Origin of the sequence: Serratia sp. 3ACOL1, from assembly GCF_003668775.1 — a bacterium.
In the GTDB taxonomy this organism is placed as follows: Bacteria; Pseudomonadota; Gammaproteobacteria; order Enterobacterales; family Enterobacteriaceae; genus Chania; species Chania fonticola.
The window spans coordinates 5,346,838-5,360,287 of the sequence record NZ_CP033055.1; the positions used below are offsets into that span (position 1 = coordinate 5,346,838).

Here is a 13,450-nt window from a genome sequence, read left to right on the forward strand (position 1 = left end):
ATGCCAAAACGTACAGATATAAAAAGCATCCTGATCCTCGGCGCTGGCCCGATCGTTATCGGCCAGGCGTGTGAATTTGACTACTCTGGTGCCCAGGCGTGTAAGGCGCTGCGTGAAGAAGGTTACCGCGTCGTACTGGTCAACTCGAACCCGGCCACCATCATGACCGACCCGGAAATGGCCGATGCCACCTACATCGAGCCGATCCATTGGGAAGTGGTGCGTAAAATCATCGAGAAAGAGCGCCCGGATGCGGTGCTGCCAACCATGGGTGGGCAAACCGCGTTGAACTGTGCGTTGGAGCTGGAACGTCAGGGCGTACTGGCCGAGTTCGGCGTCACCATGATCGGCGCTACCGCCGATGCCATCGACAAAGCCGAAGACCGCCGCCGTTTCGATATCGCCATGAAGAAAATTGGCCTGGACACGGCGCGTTCCGGCATCGCCCATAATATGGAAGAAGCATTGGCGGTGGCTGCCGATGTGGGCTTCCCATGCATTATCCGCCCGTCATTTACCATGGGCGGCACCGGTGGCGGTATCGCCTATAACCGCGAAGAGTTCGAAGAGATCTGCGAGCGCGGTCTGGATCTGTCCCCGACCAAAGAGCTGCTGATTGACGAATCGCTGATCGGCTGGAAAGAGTACGAGATGGAGGTGGTGCGCGATAAGAATGACAACTGCATCATCGTCTGCTCGATCGAAAACATCGATGCGATGGGTATCCATACCGGTGACTCTATCACGGTGGCTCCAGCGCAAACGCTGACCGACAAAGAATACCAAATCATGCGTAACGCCTCGATGGCGGTGCTGCGTGAGATCGGGGTGGAAACCGGCGGCTCCAACGTGCAGTTCTCGGTGAACCCGAAAACCGGCCGCCTGATCGTGATTGAAATGAACCCACGCGTATCCCGTTCATCGGCGCTGGCCTCGAAAGCGACCGGCTTCCCGATTGCCAAGATCGCCGCCAAGCTGGCGGTGGGTTACACCCTCGATGAGCTGATGAATGACATCACCGGTGGCCGTACGCCAGCCTCCTTTGAACCGTCCATCGACTATGTCGTCACCAAGATCCCGCGCTTCAACTTCGAGAAGTTTGCCGGTGCCAACGATCGCCTGACCACCCAGATGAAGTCGGTCGGCGAAGTGATGGCGATTGGCCGCACTCAGCAGGAGTCATTGCAGAAAGCGCTGCGCGGCCTGGAAGTGGGCGCGACCGGGTTTGATCCGAAAGTGAGCCTGGACGATCCGGAAGCCTTGACCAAGATCCGCCGTGAGCTGAAGGATGCGGGTTCCGATCGCATCTGGTACATCGCCGATGCTTTCCGCGCCGGTCTGTCCGTCGATGGCGTGTTCAACCTGACTAACATCGACCGCTGGTTCCTGGTGCAGATTGAAGAGCTGGTGCGTCTGGAAGAGCAGGTTGCCGAAGCGGGCATCAACGGCCTGAACGCTGATTTCCTGCGCACGCTCAAGCGTAAAGGCTTTGCCGATGCGCGCCTGGCCAAGCTGGCTGGCGTGGCGGAAAGCGAAATCCGCAAGCTGCGCCACAGCTTCAACATGCACCCGGTCTACAAGCGTGTGGACACCTGTGCGGCAGAATTTGCGACCGACACCGCCTACATGTATTCCACCTATGAAGACGAGTGTGAATCCAACCCGACCAACGATCGCCCGAAAATCATGATCTTGGGCGGTGGCCCGAACCGTATCGGCCAGGGCATCGAGTTCGACTATTGCTGCGTACACGCCTCGTTGGCGCTGCGCGAAGACGGCTACGAGACCATCATGGTCAACTGTAACCCGGAAACCGTCTCTACCGACTACGACACCTCGGATCGCCTGTACTTCGAACCGGTGACGTTGGAAGATGTGCTGGAAATCGTGCGCATCGAGAAGCCAAAAGGCGTGATCGTGCAGTACGGCGGGCAAACCCCGTTGAAACTGGCGCGTGAGCTGGAAGCGGCAGGCGTGCCGATTATCGGCACCAGCCCGGATGCGATTGACCGTGCCGAAGACCGTGAACGTTTCCAGCAGGCGGTTAACCGCTTGGGCCTGAAGCAACCGGCCAACGCCACTGTGGCAACCATCGAACAGGCGGTTGAGAAAGCGGCCGGTATCGGTTATCCGCTGGTGGTGCGCCCATCCTACGTACTGGGTGGCCGTGCGATGGAGATCGTTTACGACGACATCGACCTGCGTCGTTACTTCCAGAACGCGGTTAGCGTGTCCAATGATGCGCCAGTGCTGCTGGACCGCTTCCTGGACGACGCGGTAGAAGTGGATGTGGATGCTATCTGTGACGGCGAGCGCGTGCTGATCGGTGGCATCATGGAGCATATCGAACAGGCTGGCGTCCACTCCGGTGACTCCGCTTGTTCACTGCCAGCCTACACGCTGAGCAAAGAGATCCAGGACGTGATGCGCCAGCAGGTAGAAAAACTGGCGTTTGAACTGCAGGTCCGTGGTCTGATGAACGTGCAGTTTGCGGTGAAGAACAACGAAGTCTACCTGATCGAAGTGAACCCACGCGCCGCACGTACCGTGCCGTTCGTTTCCAAGGCGACCGGCGTACCGCTGGCGAAAGTGGCGGCGCGCGTGATGGCCGGTAAATCGCTGGCCGAACAGGGCGTGACCGAAGAGGTTATCCCGCCGTACTACTCGGTCAAGGAAGTGGTGCTGCCGTTCAACAAATTCCCAGGCGTTGACCCGATCCTCGGGCCAGAAATGCGCTCGACCGGTGAAGTGATGGGCGTTGGCCGCACCTTCGCCGAAGCCTTCTCCAAGGCGATGTTAGGCAGTAACTCCGGCATGAAGAAAGGCCGTGCGCTGCTGTCGGTTCGCAGTGGGGACAAGGCTCGCGTAGTGGATTTGGCTGCCAGCTTGCTCAAGCAGGGCTTTGAACTGGATGCCACCCACGGCACCGCAGTGGTGCTGGGCGAAGCGGGGATTAACCCACGCCTGGTCAACAAGGTGCATGAAGGGCGTCCGCACATTCAGGACCGCATCAAGAACGGCGAGTACACCTACATCGTTAATACCACGGCGGGGCGTCAGGCGATTGAAGACTCCAAGCTGATCCGCCGCAGTGCGCTGCAGTATAAAGTGCACTACGACACCACGATGAACGGTGGCTTTGCTACCTCGATGGCGATGAAGGCAGATCCAACCGAGCAGGTGACTTCGGTACAGGAACTGCACGCACGTATCACCAAGTAAGTTAATAACTTGGCTACCACTGAGGCGCTGCTTTTGCAGCGCCTTTTTTATTGCTGGAGCAACCCAATAGTGATGATTTGCGGCTTGTGCTGATTTTATGGGGGTAGGTCATATTTTTGGGGTGACAAATTTGATATCCCATTATCTTTATCTACTTTTAATGATGATTACTGTTATTTTCTGTTGTAAAACGGACCTGTTCAATAAGGTGTCATCATGCTAAACAAACACGAGAACATCCTGCAGATCACCCATCTTAGCCGGGAAGGGATTGCTCAACTGGCTCCTTCATTCAACACGCTTCCCCACACCCAACATGCAGATGGCAAGTACCGCCTGCGGCGTTATTCTGTCATGCGTTTTCAGGATGGAAAGGTCGTAGAGACGGGCAAACATGAGTTTGTACAATCTGAGGATATCAACCGCTTTCAGGGCAATATTGTCCGCCAGTTCGAACCGCTCCTGACCACAACCTGGCAAAATGAGGGGATGCGTGAAATGTGTGGGGTCTTTGTTGAAAGCAATGCTCTACCGAACAACCAGGAAATAGAGATCCACCAAATCCGCATTACCACCACCTATGATGAAACTCAGGTGGCGCCGGAAGGCATCCATCGTGATGGTTTTGATCATATCGCGATAGTCGGTATCGACAGGCATAACATTGTCGGAGGGGATATCCTGCTCTATAACAGCAATCGCGAAGAGCCATTTTTCCGTAAGGTGTTGGAAAATGGTGAAGTTGCCATGATTGCTGATAGTAAGTTGTGGCATAACGCCTGCCCAATCCGTGCCGTCGAGACCGATAAAGAAGGGCATATGGATGTTTTTGTTCTGACAGCGAGGGTGGTATGACATTTACGCCTGAACAAAGCCGGGCGCAATTCAGCGCTCTGGATCAGCTGCATCAAGGAAAAAGCGTGGTGTTCTTTGATGGCCCTGGTGGCTCACAGGTTCCGCGCACGGTGTTAGACAAGATGGTCGATTATTTGGGTCACCATAATGCCAACCTGGGGGGACACTACTTTTCCAGCAAAGCCACTGAGCAAGTGATGTTACAAGCCAGAGAGTCTGTTCGGGCCTTCTTGAATGCCGGTTCGGCTGACAATATTGTCTTTGGCGCCAACATGACCTCACTGACTTTTCAACTGAGCCGCGCTATCAGCCGGGACTGGCAAGCGGGGGATGAGGTGATCGTCACCGCTCTGGATCACTATGCGAACGTTTCGAGCTGGCAACAGGCCGCTGCCGATAAACAGGTCGTTGTCCATCAGGCTCCAGTTAACGCTCAGGATTGTACGTTAGACGTCGATAAACTTTGTGCGCTCATTAACGCCAAAACCCGGTTGGTGGCTGTCACCTATGCGTCAAATACCACAGGCTCGATCGTGGATATAAAGCGTATCGTTGAGGCGGCGCACCAGGTTGGCGCTTTGGTGTATGTAGATGCTGTGCACTATGCCCCACACCGCCTTATTGATGTTCAGGCGCTGGGTTGCGACATACTCCTGTGTTCCGCGTATAAATTTTTTGGCCCACACGTCGGGATTGCCTATCTGGCTGCGCCGTGGTTGCAAACGTTACGTCCTTACAAGGTCGAGCCGGCCACCGATCTTGGCCCTGGGCGTTTTGAGACGGGGACTCAGAGTTTTGAGGGACTCGCGGGGGTGACTGCTGCGATCGAATACCTGGCTCAGTGGGGAGAAGCGGGCGCGCCATTGCGGCAGCGCTTGCAAGACAGCTTTAGCCAACTCAGCCAACATGAAGAAGCGCTCAGCGCTTATTTCCTGGATAAACTACGGCAAGTCAAAGGTGCGCGTTTGTACGGTATCGATCGGCCCGATGCCAACAGCCGGACCCCGACTTTCGCCGTGACGTTTGCGCACGTGCTGCCTGAATCGGTTGCTAGAGCGCTGGGCGAGCACAATATTTGTGTCGGCAACGGGCATTTTTATGCGCTGGGGCTTATCCGCCAACTGGGTCTGGAGCAACGTGGTGGTGTTGTGCGGATCGGATTGATGCATTACAACACCCGCCAGGAAATTGACCGCTTGTTTGAGATTATCAACACGTTGAGTCAATCATGACCATAAGCCGGTGATGCCATATTGCCCCCATATCCTGATGAACAGGGGATGGGGGCATCGTGGGCCAGCCGCTACAGGCCACGGCGATTTACTGCGGTGTGAAGTGGCAGCCATATTTTGCCGTGCACAACACCTTCACCTGTAACGAACCGGCCTTGATCGCCGCCGGGGAAGCCTATCGCCAGCGGCTGGTGCAGTATCTGATGGAACACAGCGAGCCAGCAACAGAGCAGGAGCCTTCTCCAAGGCGATGCTGGGCAGTAACTCCGGCATGAAGAAAGGCCGTACGCTGCTGTCGGTGCGCGGTGGGGATAAGGCTCGCGTAGTGGATTTAGCTGCCAGCCTGCTCAAGCAGGGCTTTGAGCTGGATGCGACTCACGGCACCGCCGTGGTGCTGGGCGAAGCGGGGATTAACCCACGCCGGCCCGCCTTGGATGGTCCAGGGCGGGTATTTTTGCGGCTATTTGAACAGCTGTGCCATAAAGCTCATCTCGTCCTCTTCCATTTCCTGCTCACGCTTTGCCAGATGCTGCTTCAACACTTTCAGAGAAGTCAGCTCTTCCAGCGCCTCACTTTCTTCAGCCAGCAATGCTTTGAGTTCATTGGCATGACGGATCAGTTTTTTATCCAGTGCTTGAGGCGTTTTGGCATCGCCAAATTTCGACCACAGCAGTGCGGTCATAGGATCGCTCCCATACTCTTTTTGGCGATAATCGAACTTCAGGGTAATCACCTGCTCGGCAAGTAGCCGATTGACTTCTGGCAGATCCTTCTCTTCGAAGCCGCCGTTGGGATCAATATGTTGTTGATACAGATTGATGATGGTCCAGATATCGTGGTTTTGCTTGGCCTGCGCCAGTTGCACCATCAAATGATGTTTTTCTTGCTTGATGGTTTCATCCATTTCGCGGTCAGGATGAAATACCTTAGCGAGCTGTTTATACATGCGGTTGGCTGCCGAAGCGCTGAACAGGGTGGTGATTTCTTGTTGCCTTTGCTCTCTGGCAGCAAGCGCTTCTTCTTCAATCTCGTCAATGAAAGGGTCTCTGTCATCTGCAAATTCTTCGTCTTCATTGGCGGCCGAATTGGCGAACGCTTCCTCGGTTTTGGCTTTGAATTTATGCGGCTCACGGACTAAATCCCGCAGCTCCTCGTCTGAGATATCCTGCACAAAGGGAAGCTGACTCTCTAACATGCTACGCATAAGCTGGAGTTCGTCTTCATCCAGATCTTTATCGTTCACCATTGTGGCACAGGCGTTGAGGTATTTTTCCCGGAGTGGCTGGATATCCAGATGATCCGCGAACGGGTATTCCTCCAGGTACATCAAATCTTCGCCGATCCAGTTGAGGAGATTGTCGCGTTGCAAGGCTGAGAGTGATTTTTTATCGACAAAAGAAAGTAACCGCTCGGCCTTTTGATAAACGGCATCGACAAATTGTTTTTCCAAAGGCAACTGTTCTTGCTGGAAACGGGTGACCAGTTCTGTCTGCTGTCGGTGTAAGGTATCCAGCCGTAAATGCTGTTGCTTAATTGCCTGACAGTGGAAATTGAACTGTTGGCGCGGGTTTTTCGGCCCCTGCTTTTTGGCGGCGTTTTTTTTAACGGATTTCCCTTTGGCCATAATCGTTTCCTCCTAATGTTGAGTTGGTCACATGATAGCAAGGTTGTTTTCGCGATTTCCATCAGCCAATTTGTATAGGCCCGATAAAAATTTCCGCTATTAATCCCTGCGTAAAGCGTCAAGATATATGCTTGATAGACCACACAGCACGGTGAGAACCGCATGATCCTGATTATTTACGCCCATCCCTATCCCCGGCATTCCCATGCCAATCACTGTTTACTACAGGCGGTAAAAGACATTGCCGGCGTGGAGGTCCGTGCGCTGTACGAACTGTATCCGGATTTTAATATCGATATCGATGCCGAGCAGAGGGCGCTGGAACGGGCCGATATGGTGGTTTTACAGCATCCGATGCAGTGGTACAGCCTGCCGCCGCTGCTGAAACTGTGGATCGACAAAGTGCTGGAGCATGGCTGGGCCTATGGCCACGAGGGCAACGCCCTGGTAGGGAAAGACTGCCTGTGGGCGGTCACTAGTGGCGGAGATGAGCAGCATTTCGTTTTGGGCGATTACCCCAACTTTGCCGCGCTGGGCCAGCCGCTACAGGCCACGGCGATTTACTGCGGTATGAAGTGGCAGCCATATTTTGCCGTGCACAACACCTTCACCTGTAACGAACCGGCCTTGATCGCCGCCGGGGAAGCCTATCGCCAGCGGCTGGTGCAGTATCTGATGGAACACAGCGAGCAAGCAGTAGAGCAGGAGTCCGTGAATGGATAATCACTCGATGATGATTGAAGGGCTGATCTATCTGGGATCGGCCGGGCTGTTGGTGCCGATTGCCGTACGCCTGGGGTTGGGATCGGTACTCGGTTACCTGATTGCGGGTTGCGTCATTGGCCCTTGGGGGCTGAAACTGGTTTCGGATCCGGAGTCGATACTGACCTTTGCCGAAATCGGCGTGGTATTGATGTTGTTTATCATCGGGCTGGAACTGGATCCCCGGCGGTTGTGGACTCTGCGGGCAGCGGTATTTGGCGGGGGGAGCATCCAGATGGTGGGATGCGGCCTGGTGCTGAGCGCCTTCTGCTATTTCCTCGGCCTGAATTGGCAGGTCGCCTTGCTGATTGGCTTGACGTTGGCACTTTCCTCCACCGCAATTGCCATGCAGGCGATGAGTGAGCGTAACCTGACGCCTTCGCCGATTGGCCGCAGCTCGTTTGCGGTGCTGTTGTTCCAGGATATTGCCGCTATTCCTTTGGTGGCGATGATCCCACTGCTAGCCAGTAGCGGTGCGGCTACCACGCTGGGAGCCTTCGTGTTTTCTGCCGCCAAGGTGGTGGGAGCACTGGCGGTCGTGGTGCTGTTGGGGCGCTATGTGACCCGACCCTTGCTGCACTTTGTGGCGCGTTCCGGCATGCGTGAAGTCTTCAGCGCCGTGGCGCTGTTCCTGGTGTTTGGTTTTGGCATTCTGTTGGAAATGGCCGGGTTGTCGATGGCGATGGGGGCTTTTCTGGCTGGCGTGTTGCTGGCCAGTTCCGAATACCGCCATGCGCTGGAAAGCGATATTCAGCCATTTAAAGGCCTGCTGCTTGGGTTGTTCTTTATCGGCGTGGGGATGTCGATCGACTTTGGCACGCTGTTCCATCACCCGTTGCTGATTGCCTCGCTGCTGCTGGGCTTTATGCTGCTGAAGGCGGCGTTGCTGTGGCTGGTTGCGCCAATGCTTGGGGTACCCAAGCGTCAGCGCGGGCTGTTCGCCATTTTGCTGGGGCAGGGCAGTGAGTTTGCCTTTGTGATCTTTGGTGCGGCGCAGATGGCGGGCGTGTTACCACTCGAATGGGCTAAATCGCTGACGTTGGCCGTTGCACTTTCGATGGCCGCCACGCCGCTGCTGCTGGTGGTTGCCGCTCGTCTGGCCAAGAATGCCCCGCAGGACGAACGCCCGGCAGACGTGATCGACGAAGAGAACGCCAGCGTGATCATCGCCGGTTTTGGCCGTTTCGGCCAGATCGCGGGCCGTATGTTGCTGGCCAACGGCGTGCATACCGTAGTACTGGATCACGATCCGGACCACATCGAAACGCTGCGCAAATTTGGCACCAAGGTGTTCTATGGTGATGCGACGCGGGCCGATCTGTTGGAAGCGGCAGGAGCGGAACATGCCAAAATCCTGATTAACGCCATCGACGACGTGGAGGCGAACCTGCAACTGACGGCGCTGGTCAAACGCCATTTCCCACACCTGAAAGTGGTGGCGCGTGCCCGCGATGTGGACCACTGGTATCAACTGCGCCAGTTGGGGGTGGAAAAACCTGCGCGGGAAACCTTTGAAAGCTCGTTACTGATCGGCAGAGAAACCCTCGAGCTGCTGGGGCTGGACGCCTACGAAGCCCGTGAAAAAGCGGATACCTTCCGGCGGTATAACGTGAAGATGCTGGAAGATACGTTGGAGAACTACGAAGATACCGAGTTCCGCATCGCCAGCATGCAGCGGGCCAAAGAGATGCTTTCGTCCGCTATCGAGCAGGATCAGACGCGGTTGTCGCGGGTGCCGCAAACCGGTTGGCGCGGCAGTATTGATGGCAAAGCGCCGGAGGAAGAGGTGGTGGAAGCGAAAGGGTAATTGCCTGACGAGGGTTACCCCTCGCCGGTTTTTCAGCTCAGCGCGACTTTGATGCCCAAGGCGATTAACATCCCGCCCAACAGCTTATCGACCACCTTCTGGGTTTTCTCCAGCCCACGGCGCACCGGCCCGCTTTGGATTAAAAACACCAGCACCGGCCACCAAACGGCGGAAAGGCCGAAAATAATCCCGGCATACCACAGCTTTTCACCCAGGCCGGAGTTGATTTGCAATACCTGGGTAAACACCGCGAGGAAGAACAGCGTGGCTTTCGGGTTGAGCAGATTGCACAGGTAACCTTGTACAAAGGCGCTTTTCAGGCTGACCTGTTGTTGCGGCAGGCTGCTGACGTTCATCTTGCTGCCCCCGCGTGACAACAGGGCTTGAATGCCGACCCAAATCAGGTACACCGCACCGGCGTATTTCAGCACGTTGAACAACCACGGCGTGGTGGTGATCACTACCGCCAGACCCGCGACACAGTAAGACATATGAGTTGCCACGCCGCAGATCACGCCGAACGCAGTCATCATTGCTGCCAGGCGCGGATAGCGCGCCGCGTTTTTAATCACCAGAAAAAAGTCTGGCCCGGGGGAAAGCATGCCGAGCGTGGCAATACCGGCGACAAACAATGAGGTTTCAAGCATGAGCGAGTCTCTGAAAAAGGCCTAATTCTGCTGATAATAACGCCACTCCTCCTGACGTGCATCAACCTATTACACTAATCTCTGGTTATATGATGGGTCTTCATTAAGAGGAAGTGACTGAGCAACATGAAAAAGGAATTAACCGCAGAGATACCCGGTGTAAACCAGCAACAGCGTGAAATCACCCGTCTGTGTATTCAGTGTGCGTTGCTGCTGCTACAGCACGGGGCGGAAAGCATGGTGGTGGAACAACTCTCGACTCGCTTGGGCCTGGCGCTTGGCATGGATAGTGTAGAAAGCTCCATCTCGGCCAACGCGGTGGTGCTGACCACCATCAGCAATGATGCCTGCCTGACCACCACACGGAAGAACGTCGATCGCGGGATCAACATGCAAATGGTGACTGAGGTGCAGCACATTGTGATCCTGGCGGAACACCATTTGGCCGATGTCCATGACGTGGCTCGGCGTTTTGAAAAGATCCGTCCGCTGCGCTATCCGCGGTGGCTGGTGGTGCTGATGGTGGGGTTGTCCTGTGGCTGTTTCAGCATGCTCAACGGCGGCGGGCCAGATGCTTTTGCGGTCACCTTTATGGCCAGCGGCCTGGCGATGTTTGTGCGCCAGATGTTGACCGCTCGCCATATGAATCCGCTGATCAACTTTTGCCTGACGGCCTTTGTTGCCACGTCGGTCTCCGGCCTGCTGTTACGCGTGCCGTTTTTCCATCAAACCTCCAGCGTGGCGATGGCGGCCAGCGTGCTGTTGCTGGTGCCCGGTTTCCCGCTGATCAACGCGGTAGCCGATATGTTTAAAGGCCACGTGAATACCGGCCTGGCCCGTTGGGCGATGGCCAGTTTGCTGACGTTGGCAACCTGCATCGGCGTGGTGATGGCGATGTCGCTGTGGGATTTACGGGGGTGGTCATGAGCCTGCTGTGGGCGCTGTTACAGGACATGCTGTTGGCGGCGGTACCCGCGCTCGGCTTTGCCATGGTGTTCAATGTGCCGGTGCGAGCGCTGCGCTACTGTGCCCTGCTCGGGGCGCTGGGGCACGGTTCACGAATGCTGATGATGCATTTCGGCATGAATATCGAGTGGGGCTCGTTCCTGGCCGCTATCCTGATCGGTATCATCGGTATTTACTGGTCACGCTGGCTGCTGGCGCATCCCAAGGTGTTTACCGTTGCGGCGGTGATCCCGATGTTCCCCGGTATTTCAGCCTATACCGCAATGATCAGCGTGGTGGAGATTTCACATTTGGGCTACAGCGAAGCCCTGATGTCGGTGATGATCTCCAACTTCCTCAAAGCCTGTTTTATCGTGGGAGCCTTGTCGATCGGCCTGTCGGTACCGGGTCTGTGGCTGTATCGTAAACGTCCCGGCGTTTAGGGATTTTTCTAAGGATCTGGGATTATTGGAGTTTATCTTCAGAGCCGTCCGATATATGACTATCGCTCGATTCGTCTATCGACGGTGGCCGGGGCTTTACGTATAGTGTGAACAATTTTGCTGCCTATACAGGGTTAAACAATGATTATCAGCCTGATTGCTGCTTTGGCGGCGGATCGTGTTATTGGTATGGAAAATGCCATGCCGTGGCACCTGCCGGAGGATTTGGCGTGGTTTAAACGTAACACGTTAAATAAACCGGTGATTATGGGCCGCAAGACCTTTGAGTCGATTGGCCGCCCCTTGCCGGGCCGCCATAATATCGTGTTAAGCAGCCAGCCGGGTAAAGAACCTGGCGTGACTTGGGTGACTTCGCTGGAGGAGGCCTTGGCTGCGGCTGGCGAGGTGGAAGAAGTGATGGTGATGGGCGGTGGCAGCATTTATAGCCAGTTCCTGCCACGGGCTTCCCGTATGTATCTGACCCATATCGATGCCGAAGTGGGCGGAGATACCTACTTCCCCGATTACGAGCCAGACGAATGGGAAACCTCTTTCAGTGCCTTCCACGATGCGGACGCGCTGAACTCGCACGGTTACTGTTTTGAGATTTTGGAACGTCGCTAAGGCGGGCTAGTTATCAAATGGGCACCCTTGGGTGCCCATTGTCGTTTTAAGAAGCGGCCAACGTATCCGCGCCGTCTATCGCATCACGGCGGTTGCTTGGCTGGGTAAAGTAGCGCTTGTCTTCCCAACGTAGCAGGGTCAAATCCCCGCCCCAACAGCAGCCGGTATCCAGACCGATGATCCCTTCCGGCGTGCCTCTGCCTTCCAGTGATGCCCAGTGGCCGAAGATGATGCTGTACTCGGGATCGACCAGGCGCGGCAGATCAAACCAGGGTTTCAGCGGAGCGGGAGCGGTGCCCGGCGCATCTTTGCAGATCATGTCCAACTGGCCGTTAGGGAAGCAATAGCGCATGCGGGTCAACGCATTGGTGCTAAAGCGCAGGCGTGCCAGCCCACTCAGTTCCGGGCTCCAGTTGTTGGGCATATCGCCGTACATCGCATCCAGGAACAAGGGATAGCTGTCGCTGCTGAGCACTGCTTCCACTTCACGGGCACACATCTGGGCGGTCTCGATATCCCACTGTGGGGTAATGCCAGCGTGGCCCATAATCAGTTTGCGTTCATCATCCACCTGCAGCACCGGTTGGCGACGCAGCCAGTTGATCAACTCGTCAGCATCAGGCGCTTCGAGTAATGGGGTAATGCGGTCTTTGGGTTTGTTACGGCTGATACCGGCGTACACCGCCAGTAGGTGCAGGTCGTGGTTACCCAAAACCATGCGCAATGCCGGGCCGAGAGAACGAAGGTAGCGCAGCACTTCGAGCGAGCCGGGGCCTCGGGCGACCAGGTCGCCAGTCAGCCACAGTTGGTCTTGCAGGGGATCGAAATTAACCTGAGCTAATAGCGACTGCAGTTCATCGAAACAGCCATGAACGTCGCCGATAAGATATGTCGACATATTAGTGGATCAGCGTTGGGATGGCTAAACGGAACACCGGAATAGCGGTACGGAATGGCTGACCCTGTTGATCAACCATTTCATAATGGCCTTCCATGGTGCCCAGCGGCGTTTCGAGTATCGCACCGCTGGTATATTGGAACTCGCTGCCGGGCTGGATAATGGGCTGTTCACCGATCACTCCCTCGCCCTGAACCTCGGTTTGGCGACCGTTACTGTTGGTGATCAGCCAGTAACGGCCCAGCAGTTGCACGTCAAAGCGCCCCAGATTACGGATGGTAACGGTATAAGCGAAGACGTAACGTTCTTCCTCAGGTATCGATTGTGATTCCACATACACACTCTGTACCTGCACACATACACGGGGCGAATCAATCATGACAACGGCTCC

The 13,450-nt window shown here is 55.6% G+C and carries 12 protein-coding genes and 2 pseudogenes; 10 read left to right on the forward strand and 4 right to left on the reverse strand.

Annotation, left to right across the window (positions count from 1 at the left end):
* The 5 genes and pseudogenes from carB to D9980_RS27380 form a co-directional block, all read left to right on the forward strand.
* Positions 1-3,222, forward strand: a complete 3,222-nt coding sequence (gene carB, locus D9980_RS24300) for a carbamoyl-phosphate synthase large subunit (protein ID WP_024483568.1) — start codon at positions 1-3, stop codon at positions 3,220-3,222.
* Between the two features lie 216 nt (positions 3,223-3,438).
* Positions 3,439-4,077 (forward strand): 2OG-Fe dioxygenase family protein, encoded by a 639-nt coding sequence (locus tag D9980_RS24305; RefSeq protein WP_121608669.1) that lies wholly within the window; start codon positions 3,439-3,441, stop codon positions 4,075-4,077.
* Entirely contained in the window at positions 4,074-5,309 is a 1,236-nt protein-coding gene (locus D9980_RS24310; RefSeq protein WP_121608670.1) for a cysteine desulfurase-like protein, read from the forward strand. The genes D9980_RS24305 and D9980_RS24310 overlap by 4 nt, the downstream gene beginning before the upstream one ends.
* A 56-nt stretch (positions 5,310-5,365) precedes the next feature.
* Positions 5,366-5,584, forward strand: a pseudogene (locus D9980_RS24315) (hypothetical protein); the annotation flags it as partial.
* A pseudogene (locus D9980_RS27380) lies at positions 5,539-5,730 on the forward strand (hypothetical protein); the annotation flags it as partial. The pseudogenes D9980_RS24315 and D9980_RS27380, both read left to right, overlap by 46 nt.
* Positions 5,731-5,769: 39 nt before the next feature.
* Here D9980_RS27380 and D9980_RS26790 read toward each other — a convergent pair.
* A complete protein-coding gene (locus D9980_RS26790) occupies positions 5,770-6,933 on the reverse strand; it encodes a hypothetical protein (protein ID WP_162304325.1) in 1,164 nt (387 codons plus the stop codon).
* A 162-nt stretch (positions 6,934-7,095) separates the two neighbouring features.
* Between D9980_RS26790 and kefF the strand changes: the two genes are divergently transcribed.
* Together kefF and kefC are read left to right on the forward strand one after the other, a co-directional pair.
* Positions 7,096-7,656 (forward strand): glutathione-regulated potassium-efflux system oxidoreductase KefF, encoded by a 561-nt coding sequence (gene kefF, locus D9980_RS24330; protein WP_121608672.1) that lies wholly within the window; start codon positions 7,096-7,098, stop codon positions 7,654-7,656.
* The gene (gene kefC / locus D9980_RS24335) at positions 7,649-9,502 is read left to right on the forward strand and encodes a glutathione-regulated potassium-efflux system protein KefC (protein WP_024483563.1); all 1,854 of its coding nucleotides are present in this window, start codon (positions 7,649-7,651) and stop codon (positions 9,500-9,502) included. Before kefF ends, kefC begins: the two co-directional genes overlap by 8 nt.
* Positions 9,503-9,534: 32 nt before the next feature.
* On the opposite strand, the gene D9980_RS24340 is transcribed toward kefC, so the two are convergent.
* Complete coding sequence (locus D9980_RS24340; RefSeq protein ID WP_021179269.1) at positions 9,535-10,149, reverse strand: LysE family translocator; 615 nt, start codon at positions 10,147-10,149, stop codon at positions 9,535-9,537.
* Positions 10,150-10,275: 126 nt separating this feature from the next.
* Here D9980_RS24340 and D9980_RS24345 point away from each other — a divergent pair, with 126 nt between their 5' ends.
* The 3 genes from D9980_RS24345 (at position 10,276) to folA (ending at position 12,161) form a co-directional block, all read left to right on the forward strand.
* Positions 10,276-11,076, forward strand: a complete 801-nt coding sequence (locus D9980_RS24345) for a threonine/serine exporter ThrE family protein (protein WP_024527198.1) — start codon at positions 10,276-10,278, stop codon at positions 11,074-11,076.
* Positions 11,073-11,537, forward strand: a complete 465-nt coding sequence (locus D9980_RS24350; RefSeq protein WP_024483560.1) for a threonine/serine exporter — start codon at positions 11,073-11,075, stop codon at positions 11,535-11,537. Before D9980_RS24345 ends, D9980_RS24350 begins: the two co-directional genes overlap by 4 nt.
* Before the next feature lie 141 nt (positions 11,538-11,678).
* Positions 11,679-12,161 carry a type 3 dihydrofolate reductase gene (folA, locus tag D9980_RS24355; RefSeq protein WP_024483559.1) on the forward strand — a complete coding sequence of 161 codons (483 nt, stop codon included), beginning with the start codon at positions 11,679-11,681 and terminating at the stop codon, positions 12,159-12,161.
* Between the two features lie 46 nt (positions 12,162-12,207).
* On the opposite strand, the gene apaH is transcribed toward folA, so the two are convergent.
* Positions 12,208-13,059: a bis(5'-nucleosyl)-tetraphosphatase (symmetrical) ApaH gene (gene apaH, locus D9980_RS24360; protein ID WP_024483558.1), complete on the reverse strand. Its 852-nt coding sequence runs from the start codon at positions 13,057-13,059 to the stop codon at positions 12,208-12,210.
* Position 13,060: 1 nt separating this feature from the next.
* Positions 13,061-13,438: a Co2+/Mg2+ efflux protein ApaG gene (gene apaG / locus D9980_RS24365; RefSeq protein ID WP_024483557.1), complete on the reverse strand. Its 378-nt coding sequence runs from the start codon at positions 13,436-13,438 to the stop codon at positions 13,061-13,063.
* Positions 13,439-13,450 lie beyond the last annotated feature (12 nt).

Excerpts from the sequence above, each read along its gene's own strand:
- folA (WP_024483559.1), top strand. The coding sequence starts at position 11,679 with ATGATTATCAGCCTGATTGCTGCTTTGGCGGCGGATCGTGTTATTGGT.
- carB (WP_024483568.1), top strand. The coding sequence starts at position 1 with ATGCCAAAACGTACAGATATAAAAAGCATCCTGATCCTCGGCGCTGGC.
- D9980_RS24345 (WP_024527198.1), top strand. The coding sequence starts at position 10,276 with ATGAAAAAGGAATTAACCGCAGAGATACCCGGTGTAAACCAGCAACAG.
- apaG (WP_024483557.1), bottom strand. The coding sequence starts at position 13,438 with ATGATTGATTCGCCCCGTGTATGTGTGCAGGTACAGAGTGTGTATGTG.
- D9980_RS24350 (WP_024483560.1), top strand. The coding sequence starts at position 11,073 with ATGAGCCTGCTGTGGGCGCTGTTACAGGACATGCTGTTGGCGGCGGTA.
- D9980_RS24340 (WP_021179269.1), bottom strand. The coding sequence starts at position 10,149 with ATGCTTGAAACCTCATTGTTTGTCGCCGGTATTGCCACGCTCGGCATG.
- kefC (WP_024483563.1), top strand. The coding sequence starts at position 7,649 with ATGGATAATCACTCGATGATGATTGAAGGGCTGATCTATCTGGGATCG.
- D9980_RS26790 (WP_162304325.1), bottom strand. The coding sequence starts at position 6,933 with ATGGCCAAAGGGAAATCCGTTAAAAAAAACGCCGCCAAAAAGCAGGGG.
- D9980_RS24305 (WP_121608669.1), top strand. The coding sequence starts at position 3,439 with ATGCTAAACAAACACGAGAACATCCTGCAGATCACCCATCTTAGCCGG.
- apaH (WP_024483558.1), bottom strand. The coding sequence starts at position 13,059 with ATGTCGACATATCTTATCGGCGACGTTCATGGCTGTTTCGATGAACTG.
- D9980_RS24310 (WP_121608670.1), top strand. The coding sequence starts at position 4,074 with ATGACATTTACGCCTGAACAAAGCCGGGCGCAATTCAGCGCTCTGGAT.
- kefF (WP_121608672.1), top strand. The coding sequence starts at position 7,096 with ATGATCCTGATTATTTACGCCCATCCCTATCCCCGGCATTCCCATGCC.